At 68.8% G+C, this 18,441-nt stretch carries 15 protein-coding genes; 7 read left to right on the forward strand and 8 right to left on the reverse strand.

Translation table 11 applies throughout. From position 1 onward, the window contains the following. The first annotated feature begins 109 nt into the window (after positions 1-109). Positions 110-3,319, forward strand: a complete 3,210-nt coding sequence (locus HOV77_RS33670; protein ID WP_290870126.1) for an efflux RND transporter permease subunit — start codon at positions 110-112, stop codon at positions 3,317-3,319. Between the two features lie 108 nt (positions 3,320-3,427). Beyond that, a complete protein-coding gene (locus HOV77_RS33675; protein WP_290870128.1) occupies positions 3,428-4,780 on the forward strand; it encodes a BNR-4 repeat-containing protein in 1,353 nt (450 codons plus the stop codon). A gap of 111 nt (positions 4,781-4,891) precedes the next feature. Here HOV77_RS33675 and HOV77_RS33680 read toward each other — a convergent pair whose 3' ends face one another. Next, positions 4,892-7,783: a polysaccharide lyase family 8 super-sandwich domain-containing protein gene (locus HOV77_RS33680; protein ID WP_290870130.1), complete on the reverse strand. Its 2,892-nt coding sequence runs from the start codon at positions 7,781-7,783 to the stop codon at positions 4,892-4,894. 138 nt (positions 7,784-7,921) lie between these two features. Between HOV77_RS33680 and HOV77_RS33685 the strand changes: the two genes are divergently transcribed. Beyond that, positions 7,922-9,616, forward strand: coding sequence for an ABC transporter substrate-binding protein (locus tag HOV77_RS33685; protein ID WP_290870133.1), 1,695 nt, complete (start codon positions 7,922-7,924; stop codon positions 9,614-9,616). A gap of 92 nt (positions 9,617-9,708) precedes the next feature. Then, positions 9,709-10,980 carry an aminotransferase class V-fold PLP-dependent enzyme gene (locus HOV77_RS33690; protein ID WP_290870136.1) on the forward strand — a complete coding sequence of 424 codons (1,272 nt, stop codon included), beginning with the start codon at positions 9,709-9,711 and terminating at the stop codon, positions 10,978-10,980. A gap of 92 nt (positions 10,981-11,072) precedes the next feature. On the opposite strand, the gene HOV77_RS33695 is transcribed toward HOV77_RS33690, so the two are convergent. After that, entirely contained in the window at positions 11,073-11,507 is a 435-nt protein-coding gene (locus HOV77_RS33695; protein WP_290870139.1) for an Lrp/AsnC family transcriptional regulator, read from the reverse strand. 113 nt (positions 11,508-11,620) lie between these two features. On the opposite strand from HOV77_RS33695, the gene HOV77_RS33700 reads away from it, so the two are divergent. Beyond that, positions 11,621-12,379, forward strand: coding sequence for a tryptophan 2,3-dioxygenase family protein (locus tag HOV77_RS33700; protein ID WP_290870142.1), 759 nt, complete (start codon positions 11,621-11,623; stop codon positions 12,377-12,379). 127 nt (positions 12,380-12,506) lie between these two features. On the opposite strand, the gene HOV77_RS33705 is transcribed toward HOV77_RS33700, so the two are convergent. The 3 genes from HOV77_RS33705 to HOV77_RS33715 all read right to left on the reverse strand — a co-directional run bounded on the left by HOV77_RS33705 (position 12,507) and on the right by HOV77_RS33715 (position 15,333). Continuing rightward, a complete protein-coding gene (locus tag HOV77_RS33705) occupies positions 12,507-13,670 on the reverse strand; it encodes an ABC transporter substrate-binding protein (RefSeq protein WP_290870145.1) in 1,164 nt (387 codons plus the stop codon). Between the two features lie 159 nt (positions 13,671-13,829). Further along, positions 13,830-14,522, reverse strand: coding sequence for a class F sortase (locus HOV77_RS33710; RefSeq protein ID WP_290870148.1), 693 nt, complete (start codon positions 14,520-14,522; stop codon positions 13,830-13,832). Positions 14,523-14,577: 55 nt separating this feature from the next. Continuing rightward, positions 14,578-15,333 (reverse strand): hypothetical protein, encoded by a 756-nt coding sequence (locus tag HOV77_RS33715; protein ID WP_290870151.1) that lies wholly within the window; start codon positions 15,331-15,333, stop codon positions 14,578-14,580. Positions 15,334-15,683: 350 nt separating this feature from the next. On the opposite strand from HOV77_RS33715, the gene HOV77_RS33720 reads away from it, so the two are divergent. Beyond that, positions 15,684-16,034 carry a DUF2203 domain-containing protein gene (locus tag HOV77_RS33720; protein ID WP_290870154.1) on the forward strand — a complete coding sequence of 117 codons (351 nt, stop codon included), beginning with the start codon at positions 15,684-15,686 and terminating at the stop codon, positions 16,032-16,034. Between the two features lie 35 nt (positions 16,035-16,069). Continuing rightward, positions 16,070-17,074, forward strand: a complete 1,005-nt coding sequence (locus tag HOV77_RS33725; RefSeq protein ID WP_290870157.1) for a zinc-binding alcohol dehydrogenase family protein — start codon at positions 16,070-16,072, stop codon at positions 17,072-17,074. A 63-nt stretch (positions 17,075-17,137) separates the two neighbouring features. On the opposite strand, the gene HOV77_RS33730 is transcribed toward HOV77_RS33725, so the two are convergent. From HOV77_RS33730 to HOV77_RS33740, 3 genes are all read right to left on the reverse strand, one after another. Further along, entirely contained in the window at positions 17,138-17,431 is a 294-nt protein-coding gene (locus HOV77_RS33730) for a DUF4193 domain-containing protein (protein ID WP_290870215.1), read from the reverse strand. A gap of 134 nt (positions 17,432-17,565) precedes the next feature. Beyond that, positions 17,566-17,814, reverse strand: coding sequence for a DUF6343 family protein (locus HOV77_RS33735; protein ID WP_363261435.1), 249 nt, complete (start codon positions 17,812-17,814; stop codon positions 17,566-17,568). Positions 17,815-17,856: 42 nt separating this feature from the next. Beyond that, a complete protein-coding gene (locus tag HOV77_RS33740) occupies positions 17,857-18,405 on the reverse strand; it encodes an EF-hand domain-containing protein (RefSeq protein WP_290870164.1) in 549 nt (182 codons plus the stop codon). Positions 18,406-18,441: the final 36 nt, after the last annotated feature.

Below are 18,441 nucleotides of genomic sequence, written 5' to 3' on the forward strand. Positions count from 1 at the left end.
GCTGGTCGGCCCCCGCGCAGGAGAAGCGTAACAGTAACCCGGTGAAACGCTAAATATTAGCTTCAGGCAAACTAAACGGGTCGGGCCCACCGGACCCCCGGAGTTGACAATGTCGTTCTTCTCGAGGCTCAGCCTCGCCAACCGCGGGCTCACCGCGCTGATCGCGGTGATCGTCACCGCGTTCGGCCTCATGGTGATTCCTCAGCTGAAGCAGCAGCTCTTCCCCTCCCTCGACTTCCCGGCCGCCTTCGTCTCGGCGGCCTACCCCGGCGCCGCCCCCGAGGTGGTCGCCACCCAGGTGACCGAACCGATCGAGAACGCCCTGCAAGGCACGCCGGGCCTCAAGAAGGTCACCTCCACCTCCTCCGAGGGCGTCTCGACCGTGCAGATCGAGTTCGACTTCGGCACCGACCTCGACGACGCGACGACCAAGATGCAGTCGTCGCTGAGCCGGATCTCGGCCACCCTGCCGGACGGCGTGGACCCGCAGGTCTTCGCATTCCGCACGGACAACTTCCCGGTCGTCATCCTCGGCGCGAGCAACGGCGGCGACGAACGCCAGCTCGCCGAGAAGATCACCAAGGACGTCATCCCCGCCATCCAGGGCATCGACGGCGTACGCGAGGCGCAGCTCACCGGTGAGCGCCAGGCGCAACTCGTGATCGCGCCCGACCCGGCGAAGCTGGCCGGAGCGGGGCTGACCGTCGCCGACCTGATGAACGTGCTGAAGGTCAACGGGATCGCGATGCCGGCCGGCACCCTGCCCGACGGCGACAAGACGCTGACCGTCTCGGTCGGTACGCCGTTGGCCAAGATCGACGACCTCAAGAACCTCTACCTGCGGCCGGGTTCGGCCGCCCCCGGCACCGTCGTCAACCCCGTGAAGCTGGGCGACGTCGCGACCGTCTCCGAGCAGCTCGCCCCGGCCACGTCCATCACCCGGACGAACGGCAAGGAGAGCCTGGGCATCATGGTGCTCGCCGCGCCGGACGGCAACGCTGTGGGCATCTCCCACGAGATCGCCGACATGCTGCCCGACCTGAAGGTGAAGCTGGGCGGCGACGCGCAGCTGACCGCCGTGTTCGACCAGGCTCCGTACGTCGAGAAGTCGATCGAAGGGCTGACCACCGAGGGTGCCCTCGGCCTGGCCATGGCCGTCATCGTGATCCTGGTCTTCCTGCTGTCGATCCGTTCGACCATCGTGACCGCGGTGTCCATTCCGCTGTCGGTCATCATCGCGTTGATCGCGCTCAAGGTCGGCGACTACTCGCTCAACATCCTGACGCTGGGCGCGCTGACCATCGCGATCGGCCGGGTGGTCGACGACTCGATCGTGGTCCTCGAGAACATCAAGCGGCACTTGGCGTACGGGGAGGACAAGCAGCACGCCATCCTCGGCGCGGTCAAGGAGGTCGCGGGCGCGGTGACGGCGTCGACCCTGACGACGGTCGCCGTCTTCTCCCCGATCGCCCTGGTCGGCGGCCTGGTCGGGCAGCTGTTCTCCAGCTTCGCGATCACGGTCACGGTGGCACTGCTGGCCTCGCTGGCGGTGTCGCTGACGATCATCCCGGTGCTGGCGTACTGGTTCCTCAAGCCCGCCAACGGTTCGGCTGATGCCGAGGCGATCCGGGAAGCCGCGGAGGCGAAGGAGCGCCGCAGCATCCTGCAGCGGATCTACGTGCCGATCATCCGGTTCGCCACCAAGCGCCGCTGGATCACGGCGACCGCGGCGATCCTCGTCTTCTTCCTCACCATGGGTATGGCGAGCCTGCTGAAGACGAACTTCCTCGATCAGTCGGGCGAGACCACCCTGACGATCTCGCAGAAGATGCCGAACGGCACCAGCCTCGCGGTCACCGACGCGGCCTCGAAGAAGATCGAGTCCGTGGTGGCGAGCACCGACGGCGTCGACACCTACCAGGTGACGGTGGGCTCCGGCGGGGCCTTCGGCTTCGGTGGCGGCGGCGGCAACACCGCGACCTTCAGCATCACGCTGAAGGAGGACGCCAAGGCGTACGACGTGCAGTCGAAGCTGCGCGACGACGTCGCCAAGTTGAGCGGCGTCGGTGAGGTGAAGGTCGACGCCGGCAACGGCGGTGGCGGCTTCTCGGCGAGCACGTTGCAGGTCGTCGTGCAGGCCGACGACGAGGCCGCGCTGAAGACCGCCAGCGACCAGGTACGCCAGGCGATGTCGGAGGTGCCGGACGTCACCGACGTCGCCAGCGACCTCTCGACGAGTGCGCCGCGCGTACAGGTGACCGTCGACCGGCAGAAGGCGGCCGCGGTCGGATTGACCGAGGCTCAGGTGGCGCAGGCGGTCGGCGCGGTGTTCCGCGGCGCTCCGCTCGGCCAGTACACCTTGGACGGACGCCGGCAGCAGGTCGTGCTGACCTTCGGCGGCGGCTCGCCGACCTCGGTGGACCAGCTCAAGAAGCTGCCGATCGCCGGTCCGCTGACGTTGGACCAGGTCGCCACGGTCGCCACCGTGGACGGCCCGACCCAGATCACCCGGATCGACGGCGACCGCAGCGTCACGGTGAGCGGCACGGCGACGGGCAGCAACCTGGGCAAGACGACGCAGGACTTGGACACCAAGCTCAAGACGCTCCAGCTCCCCGCGGGTGCGACCTACACGGTGGGAGGTGCGAGCGCCGACCAGGCGGACGCGTTCGGCAACCTCGGGCTGGCCCTGCTCGCCGCGATCGCGATCGTCTTCCTGATCATGGCGGCCACCTTCAAGAGCCTGGTGCAACCGCTGATCCTGCTGGTCTCGGTGCCGTTCGCGGCCACCGGGGCGATCCTGGCCCTCCTCGTGACGGACACCGCGCTCGGCGTACCGGCGCTGATCGGCATGCTGATGCTGATCGGCATCGTGGTGACCAACGCGATCGTGCTCCTGGATCTCGTCAACCAGTACCGGGCCCAAGGCGCCAGCGTGGTCGACGCGGTGGTCGAGGGTGGCCGTCGCCGGTTGCGCCCGATCCTCATGACGGCGGTCGCGACGATCTTCGCGCTGCTGCCGATGGCGCTCGGCATCACCGGCGAGGGCGGGTTCATCTCGCAGCCGCTGGCGGTCGTCGTGATCGGCGGCTTGATCAGCTCGACGGTGCTGACCCTGATCCTCGTACCGACCCTCTACACCATGGTGGAGGGCCGCAAGGAGCGGAAGGCGGCCAAGCGGGCCCGCAAAGCCGGTATCCCGACCGAACCGCCACCCGCACCGGAGTCGGAGTCGGAGAGCGGCCCGAACCTGCTGGAGCCGCCGGCTCAGAAGAACGGGTTCGCCGACGTGCCCTCGGAGGACTGGGCTCGCCCCTGAGGTAGCCCGGTCATCAGCTCCACGAACGGCCCCCGCGCGGAAGTGCGGGGGCCGTTCACATATGTGAATGCTTGACGACATACGGACAACTGGGCAAGATGGCGATCTATGAACAGCATCCGGCTACTTCTCGCCGCCACCGTGGTTCTGGCCGCCGTGCCGCCCGCCACGGCGACCGCGCAGTCATCGGGGGCAGCGATGTCGGTCATGACGCCCGCGACCTCGGTCGCCGCCCGCACGGATCGCCGGCCGGTCGCCGGGGGCGTCTACGACCCGGTCGCCCAGACCACTTTCATCACGTGGGGCGGCCAGAACGAGGACAACTACATTCAGGCGTACGCACACTCGACGGGCACGTGGTCGGCCCCGGTGAAGGTCGGCGACGGCGATGCGGACTCGCACAACTACCCGACGATCGTCCAGGCGCCCGACGGCCACCTCCTCGTCTTCCGCGGTATGCACAACCGCGAGCTGGTCGTCGCCCGCTCCCCCGCGCCGCACTCGATCGACGGGATGTGGACCGAACAGGTCATCGCGGAGGGAGACGGGGCGACCTATCCGATGCCGTTCGTGACGGGGGACGGCTCGATCTTCGTCTTCGTCCGTGAGACCACCCGCGACCTCGACCACACCACGCCCACCGACACTCGGCCGATGAAGTACGTCCGCTCGACGGACAACGGTCTCACCTGGCAGAACACGCTCCAGCTGACCGGGACCAAGTATGCGATCGCACCGGTCGGCCGAGCCGACAACCTGAACGAGATCTACATCGGACAGCTACGCCTGGAGCCGGCCGGCTCCGGACGGCCGGAACGGGTACACATCGTCTACACGCTGGCCGGTGGCGGTTCCGAGGGTCACCTGCACGACCGATACCACCGCAACGTCTACTACGCCACGTTCACCCCCGGCGACCTGCGTTTCCACTCCGCGACCGGAGTGGATCTCGGCTTCACCGTCGACGACGCCGACCAGGAGGCGTACCTCAAGGTGGCGCAGACCGAGCTGCAGGCCACCAATCCGCGTACGCCGGACTACATCTCGCTCGTCGGATCGACCCGGAACGGCCGTCCGTTCGTGGTCTGGATGGAGATCGACGTCACCGGTGACCTGCACGATCACACCGCGACCTGGACGCCGGACGGCTGGGTGGCGCGCGAATTCGCGACCGGCGTCCGCGTACGCGACATGGAGCCGGCCGGTCCGCAGACGTGGCGGGTGTACGCCACCCCCGCGACCGGGATCGACACCTACCTGCTTCGCGCCGGTACGCCCGACGCCGACGAACTGTGGAGCTACGAGTCCCGGATCGACATTCCCGATGCGGTGCAACGGATCGAAGTGATCGGCGGCTACCGGGATCCGGCTCGCATCCTCGCCACCGGGGCGAGTAGCGGGCGCGACGTCGACACGTACTACGACGGCGACATCTACGTCGCCGGGCTCGCCCGCCCCTAGCAATGCGCTGGATCAGGGTTCCGGGTCGAATCTCGCTCCAAGATTCGACCGAGAACCCTGATCCAGCGCGAAAAGCGCCAGCGCCAAAAAGCGCCAGCGCCAAAAAGCGGGCTAGGAGAGCACTTCGAGGAACGGCGGATTGACCGTGTTACTGCGGCTGTTCAGGGTGACCGCGAGACTCTTCGCCGCCGCGGCGAGCCCCACGGTGAGGATTCGGTCGCCGGCGTACTGGGCTTGGGCGAACGCCGTCACGTCCAATGGAATCCAGTCCTTCACGTCGCCGATCGTGCGGGTGTCGAGCACCGTTCCCAGCGCGGGCTGCGTACTCCAGGTGACCCCCGTCTCGGTCCAGCTGTCGACGGAGACGCCGTAGGCGGAGAACGCGGTGTGCGTACCGGCGGAATCGGCCGTCTCGCCGTAGACCCAGAGGATCGCCCGGCGCGGCGCGGCGGGCAGTCCGGAGAGGTCGAACTTGAGGAAAGACCTTCGGGCGTACCCGGTCGCGTCGTTCTTCACCACCAACGCCGAGTCGCTGCCGTAGTTCGTGCTCGCGTAGGAGCCGTCGCGCACGTAGGCGTCGGCCATCGGGACCACTGTGGACGGAGTCGCCGGGGTCACCGCCGAACCGGTCCCGAACGTGATCGTCCGGCTCGCGCCGAGCGCGCCACCCGTCTCGACCAGCAGCTTGATCGGTGCGAGCCCCAGGACCGTCACCTGCGGATCTCCGGTCGCGGTCGCGTACCCGTTGATGTTGATCGTGACCGTGAGCGTCGTCGCGGACCTGGTGGGGTCGGCCACGCTGACGCGCAGCGTGCCGCCGGACTCGCGGACCAGGACCGAGCACGGCCCGGACACGGTGATCGGACCCGCGGTGCCGGCGGTGAAGAAGTTCGCGGCGGTCACGCCGGAGGCACCGTCCGCGATCGCCTGCACGCTCGTGGTGTTCGAAACTGTGGTCACGGTGGGATTCGCGGCTCGCGCGGCGGTCATCGTCGCGTCGGCGCCCGGCATCAGGACATAGTTGTACGCCGAACCGACCGGATCTGTCCCGTGATCAACCCAAAGCGTGAGGTACTTGCGGGTGAGCGCGGTGGTAGACCCGCCGGTGTTGATCGAACTCCACGCCCCGGTACGCGCCTCGCGCAGCGCCTTGACCGTGGCCCCACCAGGGAAGAGGTAGCCGCCGAAGCCGGACAGGCAGGCCCAGTCCGCGCCGGTGAAGGTCGCCGACCAGCCCATCGCGGTGGACTGCGCGACGCCGTCCACCGTGAAGGCCTGGTTTCCCGTGCCCGGACCCAGATTCCGATTGTCCACAGTGGTCTCGACCGCGACGCCGTCGGTGCAGGTGATGCCGGCCCCGAGGCAGACCACCGAGTCGTCGAGGCAGAACCAGGACTTCTTGCCGGTCAGGGTGGACTGGAGGCCGCGAGTGTCCTGCCCCAGCGCGGAGTAGGTGCCGTCGGTCGCGCCGCCGACCCAGGTCGTGGCCGGATAGGACGCGCCCCACGCGCCACCGGCGGCGTCGGCGAGCGCCTTGCGCGAGGCGGTCACGCCCGGCAGCCGATACGGGTCCACAGTCGGCCAATAGGAGTCGGAGTACTGACCGTTGCCGAAGGTGTCGCCCCACCAATACGTCATGCCGTTGCCGGTGTGCCAGCCGTGCAGGTTCTCCCCGTTGCCGGTCTCGTAGTAGGTCGTCCGCGAAGAGCACATGCTCACGGCGAGCGCCCACTTCGCCCGGCGATGCGTCGCCCGATCCATCGCGCCGAACACCTTGCTGTTCACCGGTTCCGCGATGGCCGTCACGCTGCTGTCGGCGAGTACGGCCTGTCCGGCGGCGAGCGTCGGGATGCCCAGCGACAGGTCGCCGGTGAAGGGCTTCCAGTAGTCGCGTTGCAGCCAGCCCTTGACCAGGCCGCGCCAGCGTGCGCGTTCGGTCGCGCTCGCCGCGTCGGCCAGCATGAGGATGCCGCCGACGAGGCCGTGCCCGCGGGTGTGGTCGTCCTGCGGGATCTGCAGTGGATCGGCGGCGGTCAGGCCCCGGCTGATCGCCCGGCCCGAGACGCCGTCCATCATCAGCCCGTTGAACAGGAACGGGGCGTACGACTTCTCGACGGAGTCGAAGACGAGCTGCCGGTTCGGATCGGTGACCGCCCAGGTCGAGCCGGCCAGGAGTTTGAAGAGCATCCCCAGCCCGCCGAGCAGGACCGCGCCGTAGGTTCCGGCGTACGGGACTCGGGTGTGCTGGAGGAACGAGCCGTCGGCGTAGTACCCGTCGCCCACGACTACCAGCGGGAACACCGGCGACAGCGCATCCCGGGCCAGGGCGATCTTGGCGGAGTTCTTGCCGACTACACCCCGGAGGGCCAGGCCCCGGCACAGGTCCACCCGGTTCGCCCCGGTGCTCGTCCCCGCGTACGCCGAGACTAGCGAGTCCGGCAGATAGTGATCCACCGCGGCGAGGTAGGTCGAGATCTGCGTACTGGACAACGCCGAGTACACCAGGCATATCGTGTCGAGCAGCGACTGCGGCGAGCCGATCTGCCAGTCCCACCAGTTGTCATAGGTCGCCGCCGTCGCGGTGTACGCGTGCGCGGCCACCCAGTCCAGCCCGCTCACCACGTCGGCGAGAACGCCGGAGTCGCCGGTGAGGCCGGTTCCCGGCAACGCGTACGCCCGCGCGAGCGCGCCGAGCCGGCCCAGGGTCCCCGTGACGTTGGCGCTGACCGTGCCGATGGGCAGGTCCGGCCAGAGAGATCCGGTCGTGGGCGCCATCGCGGCCTGGTAGTCCGCCGCGACTTGCCCCGCTTGAGCGAGCTTGGTCGCGTACGGCTCGGCCGTGGGGCTGTAACCGGTTCCAAGGATCATGTCCACTCGGCGTTGCCGGAGAGCGTCGTACTCGTCGGCGGCCCAGGCGGGTGTGCCGAGAGTCGTCGCAGTGACCAGGGAGGTCGTCGCTGTCACGCCGGAGATGCGGAGGAAGTCGCGTCGGGACCACGTCATGAGGGCTCCCACAGTTCGGTAGTAACCGATTTCTGGATGCCGACACGGTAGCGGCCCGCGACCGTGCACACAATAGGTCGCTTCACTCCTGGCTTAAGCGACGCCGGGATCGGCGGCCGATCGCTCTACCGTCCGCGCATGAGACGCATTCTTGCTCTTGCGCTGGTGGCGACCGGGCTGGTCGGCGTACCGGCGACGGCCGTTGCTGCGGCAACCCCGTCGGAGGTCGTGCTCGACTTCGCCGGGACGACGCCTGCGCCCGCCCCAGCCGTGCCGGGGGCGCGTACGGGCGGTCAAGTCACCTGGCTGCAGGACGCTCCTCCGGCCCACCTCGATCCACAGCAGATCTATGACATCGTCGAGCTGTCGTCGCAACTGTTCCATCGGACGCTGACGGCGTACCTGGAAGATCCGAACGGCGGGCCGACTCGACTCGTCGGGGACCTCGCGACGAACGCCGGGGAGAGCACCGACGGCGGGCGAGTCTGGACCTATCACCTCCGGCCCGGGATCACGTTCGAGAACGGCAGCCCGATCACTTCGCGCGACATCGCGTACGGGATCGCGCGGTCCTTCAGCGACCAGGGCGCGTTCGGCGCGCACTACCTCCAGCCCGCGCTGGATCCCTCAGGCGCCTACACCGGCCCGTACGCCGGATCACCGATCCCGCCCGGAATCAGCCTCCCCGACGACCGGACGCTGGTCTTCACCTTCGCCCAACCGCACCCCGAACTGCCGTTCCTGGTGGCGTTCCCGACGACGACGCCGGTTCCGCAGGCGGCGGACACCCAAGCCGACTACGACCGGACCTTCCTGGCCACCGGCCCGTACCGGCGGATCGCCGAGGTGCCCGGGGTGTCGCTGACCCTCGGCCGCAATCCCGCCTGGAATCCGGCCTCCGACCCCCTCCGTCACCAGTACGCCGACACCGTTCAGATCGAATGGACGGTCGACCGGGCGACGCAGACCCAGCGCCTGCTGACCGCGTCGGGCGCAGACATGGCGGCCGTCATGACGGCGAACGTCGCGGCCGACCAGATCCCCGTCGTCCAGGGCGATCCCGCCTTGTCCACCCGTACGCTCGCCGGCCCGACCGGGCTCGCGAAGTACATCAACATCAACACTCGCCGAGTCACCGACGTCTCCGTACGCAAGGCGCTGAACTGGGCGTTCGACCGCGGTGCGCTCCTCGACGCCCAAGGCGGTCCGGCCGTCGGAGCACCGTTGACCACCGTCCTCTCGCCCACCATGCCGGGCTGGCTGGACTATGACGCGTACGCGAGTGGCGGGCACGGCGACGTGACCAAGGCCAAGCAGTTGCTGCGCGGACGAAAGCCCACCCTCACGTACTGCTATCCCGACACGCCTGACGACGCCACGGGGGCGGCCGTCGTGCGTACGGGTCTGCAACGGGCGGGCTTCCGGATCACGCCGACTCCGCTGAACGCGGCCGATTACTGGGGCATCATCGGCGCGACCGACTCGACCTGCGACCTGATGTACAGCGCTTGGGTCGCCGACTTCCCAGACGGCAACGCCACCCTCGGAACATTGCTGCACGGGGGCAGCCTCGCCGCCGGATGGAGCGTGAACTTCTCGAAGTTCGACGAACCGTGCGTCAACACCCGGCTCGACGAGCTGGCCGCGATGACCGACCGCTCGGCGGCCGCGCCACTCTACGGCCAGCTCGATCACGACGTCATGTCCCGGTACGCCCCCCTGATCCCGACCGTGTCCGCTAGTGCGTACCTGTTGCACGGGCCGGGGCTGGGCGGCGTGTTCCTGAGCCCCACCAGTGGGCGGCCCAACCTCACCAACTCGTTCGTCCGCTGACCCCGTCAGCTGCGGATCACGGTTGTGCAAGCGTCCCGCGCGCGGGCAGCATGCACAACCGTGATCCGCAGGGTGAAAGTAGAGTCGGCGGCGTGGATGACCTCCTGACCCGCGCCCGAACGCTCGACGCCGCCGACCCGCTGGCCGAGTACCGCGCGCGCTTCTTCTACCCCGACGCCGAGCCCGACCTGATCTACCTCGACGGCAACTCGCTCGGCCGCCCGCCGCTGGCCACCCGGGACCGGCTGCGCAAGCTGCTCGACGAGGAGTGGGGCACCGACCTCGTCCGCGGCTGGGACCGCTGGATCACGCTGGCCCGCGATGCCGGTGACGTGCTGGCCACCGGCGTACTCGGGGTGGACCCGGGCGAGGTGCTGCTGTGCGACACCGCCAGCGTCAACCTCTACAAACTCGCCGTCGCCGCCTGCGACGCCCGGCCGGGCCGATCGGTGATCATCACCGACGACGACAATTTCCCGTCCGACCAGTACGTCCTCCAAGGCGTCGCCGACGCCCGCGGTATGCGGCTGGAAGTCATCAAGACCGATCTGGACCTCGGCGTCACCGCCGACCAGGTACGCGCGGCGATCGCCGCCTGCCCCGCCGGCGAAGTCGCGGTGATCAGCCTGCAGCATGTGGCGTACCGGTCGGGAGCGATCGCGGACATGGTGGCGATCACGCAGGCCGCGCACGACGCGGGCGCGATCATGCTCTGGGACCTGTGCCACGCGGCGGGCGCGGTACCGACGCCGCTGCGCGAGTCGGGCGCGGACCTGGCGATCGGCTGCACCTACAAGCATTTGAACGGCGGACCGGGCGCGCCCGGCTTCCTCTACGTGCGGCGTGACCTCCAGGAGTCGCTGCGCCAGCCGATCTGGGGCTGGTTCGGCCAGGCCAACCAGTTCGACATGGGCTTCGACTACGACCCGGTGCCCACAGTGGAGCGCTTCCTGATCAGCTCCACCCCGGTCATGGGCGGGTACGCCGCCTGGGAAGGCGCCAAGCTGACCGCGGAGGCGGGCGTCGACCGGATCGCGGCCAAGGGCGCGCAGCTCGGGCAGTACGCGATCGAGCTCTTCGACGAGTGGCTGGCTCCGTTGGGCCTGCGGCTGGCCAGCCCCCGCGATCCGGCGAAGCGCGGGGCGCACGTGACGCTGCATCACGAGGCGGCTTGGCAGATCTGCCAGGCCTGGAAGCATGCGGGCGTCATCCCCGACTTCCGTACGCCGGACCGGCTCCGGATCGGTTTCGCTCCGCTCTACACGACCTTCGCCGAGGTCTACGACGCCTTCGTCCGGCTGCGGACGATCGTCGACTCCTCGTCCTACCGCGACTTCCCGCTTACTCGCTCCCGCATCACCTGACTTTCCGGGCGCTGGATCAGGGTTCCGGGTCGAATCTTGGCCCATGATTCGACCGAGATCCCTGATCCAGCGCCCCAAAGCGCAAAGGCCGGTCAGAGGGGCGTGACCGGACGCCACGTGATGGGGCTGGACAAGATCATGGCGGTGGACGGCCGCCCGTACCCGGCCAGCCGGTCGATGAAGCGTTCCAGCTCCGCCATCGAAGACACCGAGACCTTGAGCGCGCAGCAGGCGTCGCCGCTGACTCGATGCATCTGCAGGACCTCGGGCCAATCCGCCACGGCGGGTTCCCGCAGCAGGCAGGTCGGCCCGTAGCAGTGCATCCGGATGAGCGCGGTGGCCTGCCGTCCGGCCTTCGCGAGGTCGACGTGAGCGTGGTAGCCGGTGATCACACCGGTCTCCTGGAGACGGCGTACGCGCTCGGCGACAGCAGGCGCGGAGAGGTTCACCCGCCGCGAGAGTTCGTTGAACGAGAGCCGGGCGTCCCGTTGTAGTTCGTCCAGAATGTGCCAGTCCACCGGGTCCACTTAACGATCGTAAACCGCGACCGGGCGAATGCCCGCCGAATACAAGATCAAATCGCCGTAACGAGCTTCGACGGCCCTTCAAAGACCACCCGGAACAGCGGTTTGATGGGGTCATGGTCTACGGCAGACGAGGCAGCGGTCCAAAAGTAGAGTTCGCGGGAACGACCCCTTACGCGGACTACACCCATATGGAGACGCTGCTGTCCCTGCAGACGCCGCGGACGCAGGCCCCCGCCGAGTACTCCTTCATCGTCGCCACCCAGGTGATGGAGCTGTTGTTCACGCTGCTCCGCCGCGAGTGGGAGACGGCGCGCACGCAGCTCGACGCGGACGACGTCCGGGCGGCGACCCGCACGCTGCGCCGCTCGGTCGGGGCCCAGGACGTGCTGATCAGCTCGTGGCAGCTCCTCGCGACGCTGACGCCGAACGAGTTCGGGGCGTTCCGGGATGCCTTCGGCGAGGCGTCGGGCTTCCAGTCGTACGGCTACCGCCACCTCGAGTTCCTGCTCGGCAACAAGCGGCCGGGCATGGTCTGCCCGCACGCCGAGATGCCGTCGGTCGTCGCCGACCTGGAAAAACAGCTCGCCGAGCCGAGCCTGGACGACGCGGCCAAGGCCGCCCTCACGCGGCGCGGCACGACCTGGCTCGACATCTACAGTGGACACGAGCACCCCGACCTGTACGAGCTGGGCGAGGTGCTGATGGAGATCGCCGAACGCTTCATCCGCTGGCGCCAGTTGCATCTCACCGCGGTCTGGCGGGTCATGGGCGACAAGCCCGGCAGCGGCGGATCGGCCGGCGCGAGCTGGCTGGCGAAGACCGTGCACGAACGGCCGTTCCCCGAGCTCTGGGCCGTCCGCAACGAGCTCTGACATACATGGAACGCTCGTCCGGACTGTTCTAGCCAGGCCCGGCCGGAATGAAGAACGCTCGTCCGGGCGATCACGGGGGAAACCGTCCGGACGAGCGTTGCCGCAGACTCTAACGCGTTTGTTGCAACTACGCCATACCCCATTTCCCGGCTTTCGACGTGAGCACCGTGAGCGCATCGTCGGCCAGCCCACTGTGATCGGCGGCGGTCAGGTTGTAGACCCCGCAAACCCCCACGCAGCAAGCGTTTTCCAGCTGCTCACGGGCCATCTTCCGGTCGCGGTGCCCGAGGAACGCCTGGTGCGTCAGCGCCACGGCGTCCGCGCCGAATCCGGCCGCCGGGTTCGCGGGTCCGTTCGGCGCGAAGGCCCCCGCGAAGCGCCGGACCGTGGCGATGTTGGGCACGCTGTCCGGTGCCGAGTCCGCCGCAGGCAGCCATGGACTCACCACTTGTACGCCTTCAGCAGCGTCCCCCGCGGTCGAGTGGAAAGCGGGGTGCACGCCTTCCGGAGTGAGCAGGATCGGCCCCGTCCAGCCGGCCGCCCGGGCGTCTCGGACCGCCGCCCCGCTCTGGGGTGGCAATGCGCTGATCACCAGCGCGTCCGGCTTGGCGGCGACGAGCTTTCCGGCGGCGTCCTTCAGGTCGGTGGCGTCCACGGCGACGGGTTCGAAGCCGGCGATGCTCAACCCTCGGTTGGCCGCCTCGGTCTGGACGAGCTCGACGATCGCCGGTGACGCCAGCTTGTCCGTCGCCAGATGGGCCAGCTTGGTCAATCCGGCCGCCTGCGCCGCCTTCATCAGCGTACGCAGAACTTGGGCCGCCGACGGAGCAGACTGGAAGGCGTACGGATTGGTCGGGACGATCCCCGTCGCCGGAGAGATCACCGGTACGCAGCCGAGCGTGCACTGGCCGGAAACCGCGTCGGCCAGCCACGGCGCGGTCGCCGCGACAACGGCGTGCACTCCTTCGTCCAGCAACGCCGAAGCCGCCGAAGCCGCCGATTTCTCGTCCGCACCCGCGTCGCGTACGAGCAACTCGATCTCGGGTGCCGATCCGTGCCCACCGGCGGAGTTGACCTGATCGGCCCGCGTACGCACACCGAGCAGCTGCCGTTGGGCGTACGCGGCCAGCGGACCGGTCGTATGCGTGAGGACGCCGAGGCGTACCGGGCCCTGCATACCCGACTCCGCTCGGGGACGGGCGGCCGCGACCGGCGACCCGGCCAGCAAAAACGGCGCGGCTGCGAGCGCGAGCCCACCGCCGAGGGCGGCTCGCCGGGACACCTTCGTCATGCCCGATCACCTCGAAAGAATTGTCCGTATTGACCCGTTGTGCCGATGGTTGGTGATCAGCCTCGCCGGGTCAAGCCCGAATCACTCTCCGGTGTAGAGCCTCGACATGATTGATAACTCGACTTTTTAAAAGTCGAGTTATCATTCAGAGAAGTCGATCTAAACTTGCGGAGGCGGCGGCGGGCGTACGCCGGTCAGCCGCGCGAAGACGACGATGTTGTCGGAGTACGAGTGGGCGGCCGGGTTGTAGCGCCCTCCGCAGGTGATCAGCCGCAGCTCCGGCGTCGAGCCACCGGCGTACACGCGGTCGGCCGGGAAGGCCGCCTTCGGGAACGACTGCATCGACTCGATCGTGAAGACGGCGGTGGTCCGGTCCTCCCGTTCGACCTCGATCTCGTCGCCGGGCCGCAGTCGCGTCAGGTAGTAGAAGACGCCCACGCTCTTCTTGGTGTCGACGTGACCGATGATCACGGAGGCACCGGCCTCGCCCGGCGTCGGCCCGAGCTTGTACCAGGACGCGTGGTTGGCCCGCTCGAAGGACGGGGTCGCGATCGCGCCATCGGGACGCAGCCCGATCTGCTCGATCCACGCCCGCAGCCCGATCTTCGGGATGATGATCTTCCGTGGGATCGAGCGGCCCATCGGGGAGATCCCGGTTCCGGCCTGGGCGAGACCGCCCGACGGCAGGGCCAGTACCTGGGCCGGGAGCGGCGGCGGCGTACCCGGTTTGTGGGCGGCCGTGACGAGCTGGCCGATGCCCCAGCCACCCGTCACCATCAGCGCCACGCAGGCCAGCCACCAGCCGACCCGGAACATCGTGCCGCGGCGGTCGGCACGACGGGACGCTGCCATGGGCGTGGCGGGCCGGGGGCCGGGCCGATGCCCGGTCCCCCGGTCAGGCGAACCGTTACGCCAGGTCACGGCGCTGGCGGGCCAGCAGGAGGAAACCGATGCCGGCGATCGCGCCGAGCAGCGCACCTCCGCCGAGGAAGACGCTGCTCATGCCGACCGCGCTGCCACCGCCACCGGTGTTGACCGAGCCGCTCGGCACGGGCGCGGCGCTGGTGGACTGGCCCGGAGTGGTCGACTCCGAGGGACCAGGCGAGCCCATGGGCGAAGTGGACGCGCTGGTCGACGGCGACTCGGAGCCGCCGAGCGGGGAGATGCTGACGCTCGGACTCGGGCTCGGGCTGCTCGAACTCGGGCTGGGACTCGGCGAGCCGCTCGCCGGGCACGTGTGCGTCAGGTTGAAGTGCGCGTTCTCGGCCGGCGTGCCGGTGCCCGTGATGCTCGCGGTGCCGCCGGTCAACGTCCAGCCGGCCGGCGTGGCGGCCCAGGCCTTGCTCGTCCCGTTCACCATCACGACCGTCGCGTTCACCTCGTGCAGGACGTTCGACTGGTCCTTGAAGGTCACCGTGACCGTGACGAAGTCACCCTGAGCCGGTGGGTTCGGCAGCACGAAGACCCAGATGTCCTGGTCGGGCAGGGGCCCATCGCCGAAGTCGCCGCACTGATGAGTACCGAAGCCGGAGGCGGTCGTCGGCACGTTACCGGGGTTGATCGGGATGACGTCAGCGGCGAGCGCGGGCCGCGCGCCGACGAGAAGGAATATGAGGCCGGTCGCGGCGATCGCCGCCGCCCGGGCCAACCATGAAGTACGCACCGTTACCACCCTGCTTGATATGACTTCTAAGCTTTGGAGGCTAAGGTCCGTATAGGGGGGTTTCCAGGACCGACGCAGCGCCACGCCGTCATCACTCGAACGGAGTAGTACTGTGCGTGTCGTGGTCGCTGCGCTGGAGCTTTACCTCGACCCGGTCCCTACACAACGCGTACGAAATGTGTGGAATGCTCTGGAAGCTGCCGGTGTCCCCACGCTGAGCGACCTGACCCACGGCAAGCATCGCCCGCACATCTCACTGACCGGCGCGGAGCGGCTGGAGGCGGTGGCGACCGGCCGTGGACCGACCATGCCCGGGGTCTGTACGCGCCGCTGTGACCCATAATGAGGGCGTGTTCACGCTGGAGGAGGCCCGACGCCGGTACGCCGAAGTCCGCCCGCGCGTCGACGAGCTGATCGCAGCCCGGGCCGATCTGGCCGAGTTGCAAGCCGACCTCGCGACCGACGGCAGTAGCCCGCTCGGCGGGTTGCCCGAGGCCAAGGCGCTGGAGGCTCGGCTGCACGCGCTGCTGGAAGAGCTGGCCGAGCACGAGATCCAGATCAAGGGTTACGCACCGGTCCTCCTGGACTTCCCCGGCGTACGCGACGGCCGGGCGGTGCTCTGGTGCTGGCTTGAAGGCGACGCCGACATCGAGTGGTACCACCGGGTGGAATGTGGATTCGCCGGCCGTCGCCGGGTCTGACGCGCTGACGGCGCTCGGGGGCGCAGGATGGGCTCATGGAGATGACGGCCTGGGAGGTCGCCCACCCGGGGCCGATGCGTACGGGTCCACTGCGGCTGGTCGAACGGCCGGTGCCCGAGCCCGGCCCGGGTGAGCTGCTCATCCGGGTCAGCGTCTGCGCGGTGTGCCGCACCGATCTGCATGTGACGGAGGGCGATCTGCCACCGCATCGGGCCCACGTCGTACCGGGGCACGAGATCGTAGGCGAAGTCGTCGGACTCGGACCGGACACCCACGGCTTCGAACTCGGGGATCGGGCCGGAGTCGCGTGGTTACGCCACACCTGTGGCGAGTGTGCGTACTGCGAGCGCGGTGCGGAGAACCTGTGCCCGAACTCCCGCTACACCGGCTGGGACGCCGACGGCGGGTACGCGCAGTACGCCGTCGCTCCCGCCGACTACGCGTACCACCTGCCGGAGAACTATCCGGACGAGGAGGTCGCACCCCTGCTGTGCGCCGGGATCATCGGCTATCGCGCGTTGCGGCTGAGTTCGCTTCCGCCAGGCGGCGTACTAGGCGTCTACGGGTTCGGCGGATCGGCTCATCTGACCGCGCAACTCGCCATCGCGCTCGGGGCGCGCGTACACGTGATGACCCGGTCCAAGGCCGCGCAGGAACTCGCGCTCTCGCTCGGCGCGGCGTCCGCGACGGGCGCAGGCGAGCGGCCGCCGGAACGGCTGGACTCCGCGATCCTCTTCGCGCCGGTCGGGGATCTCGTCCCCGTCGCGTTGGCGGCGCTCGACCGCGGTGGCACCCTCGCCGTCGCCGGCATCCATCTCTCCGACATTCCGCCGTTGCGCTACGAGCAGCACCTCTTCTATGAGCGCACGCTGCGCAGCGTCACGGCCAACACCCGGGACGACGGCCGCGAGTTCCTCTCCCTCGCGGCGCGGCACCGGCTCCGCGTCCACACCATCGGGTACGCCTTGAGCCAAGCGGATCGGGCGCTGACGGATCTGGCTGAGGATCGCGTCGACGGTGTCGCGGTCCTCCACGCCTGATCGTCTGCGCCCCGATCGCCGCCGCGTGGTCGTCATCGGCCGGGGGCCGTCACGCCTGTGTGATCAGGCGCATTCGGAGCAGATGAGCTCGTCGCCCTTCTGCTTGGCGAGCTGGCTGCGGTGATGCACCAAGAAGCATCGCGAGCAGCGGAACTCGTCGGCCCGCATCGGGACGACCGTCACGGTGAGCTCCTCGTCCGAGAGGTCCGCCCCCGGAAGCTCGAAGCCCTCCGCCGCCTCCGTCTCGTCGACATCCACCGACGGCGACTGGGCCGACGTGCGACGCGACTTGAGTTCCTCCAGGCTGTCCTCCTCGAGGTCGCCGAGGGAACGCCGCGGGGCGTCGTAGTCAGTCATGGTGGCCATTGCTTGTCCTCCTCCCCACATGGTCTGGGTGGCTTAACGAACAAAGTCGCCGACGGGTATGTTCCCCGATCTTGGCGTACGCGTCCTTTGTTTTCTGTGATCCCCGTCGCGCCACGCCGGACCCGCTATTCGAACAGCGAGTGATGCGTACCGGGCGGTTCGTCACGGTGCCGTCGACGCCGGCGAGCCTGGATCACGAGCAGGTCGATGAAGGCGATCACGGCCAGCGCGCCCAGCAGGAGCGCCGGCACCGGATACCCCGCCACGGCCGCCCACACGGCCAGTGGGAGCGTGAAGATCAACCCGAAGCTCGCCAGGACCAGCCGCAGGTTCAGCGCACTTCTGGCGTTGCGCGGCTCGGACATGCGCGGCATCGTACCCCCGGCGCCTTTGCCGGAAACTTGTCACTACTCAAGTCAGCCGATCTTTCCGAAGAGCCAGTCTCCGGCTGCCCCGCCCTGACCGGTGTAGTAACGACGGGCGGCGGTAATCAATTCCTCGACTGTCAGAGCTCCGTCGCCGTCGGCGTCGAGGTGGTCGAAGGCCTCCCGAGCCTCCTTCGGCCGGGTGCCGAACGCCTTCTGCATGGTCTGGAACTCCTCGAAGCCGAGCCGGCCGTCCTCGTCGGCGTCGGCCAGCCGCAGGACCGCCTCGACGGCGGGTCGGAAATGACGGTCGAAACCGCTATCGGCGTCGATGAACGCCCGGACCATGCCGAGGTTCCACTCCTCGGGCGTCAGCTTCCGGTCTCCGTCGGCGTCCACCGCGATGAGCAGCGACTGCCAGAACTCCTCGAACCCGTCGGCCAGGGCCTTGGCCTTCGGGCTCGCCGGTGTCTCCCGGAATCCGGCCACGAGCCGGGCCACCAAGGCGACTACGTCGTCGTGTTCGATGTGGCCGTTGGCGTTGACGTCCAGGTGCCCGAACGCCCGGTCGAGCTTGAGATCCAGCAGCGTGGTGCTCATGCTGCGAATCTACGGGTTTGCCTGCCGGGTGGGGCG

The sequence above is a fragment of the Hamadaea sp. genome, from assembly GCF_013362815.1.
In the GTDB taxonomy this organism is placed as follows: domain Bacteria; phylum Actinomycetota; class Actinomycetes; order Mycobacteriales; family Micromonosporaceae; genus Hamadaea.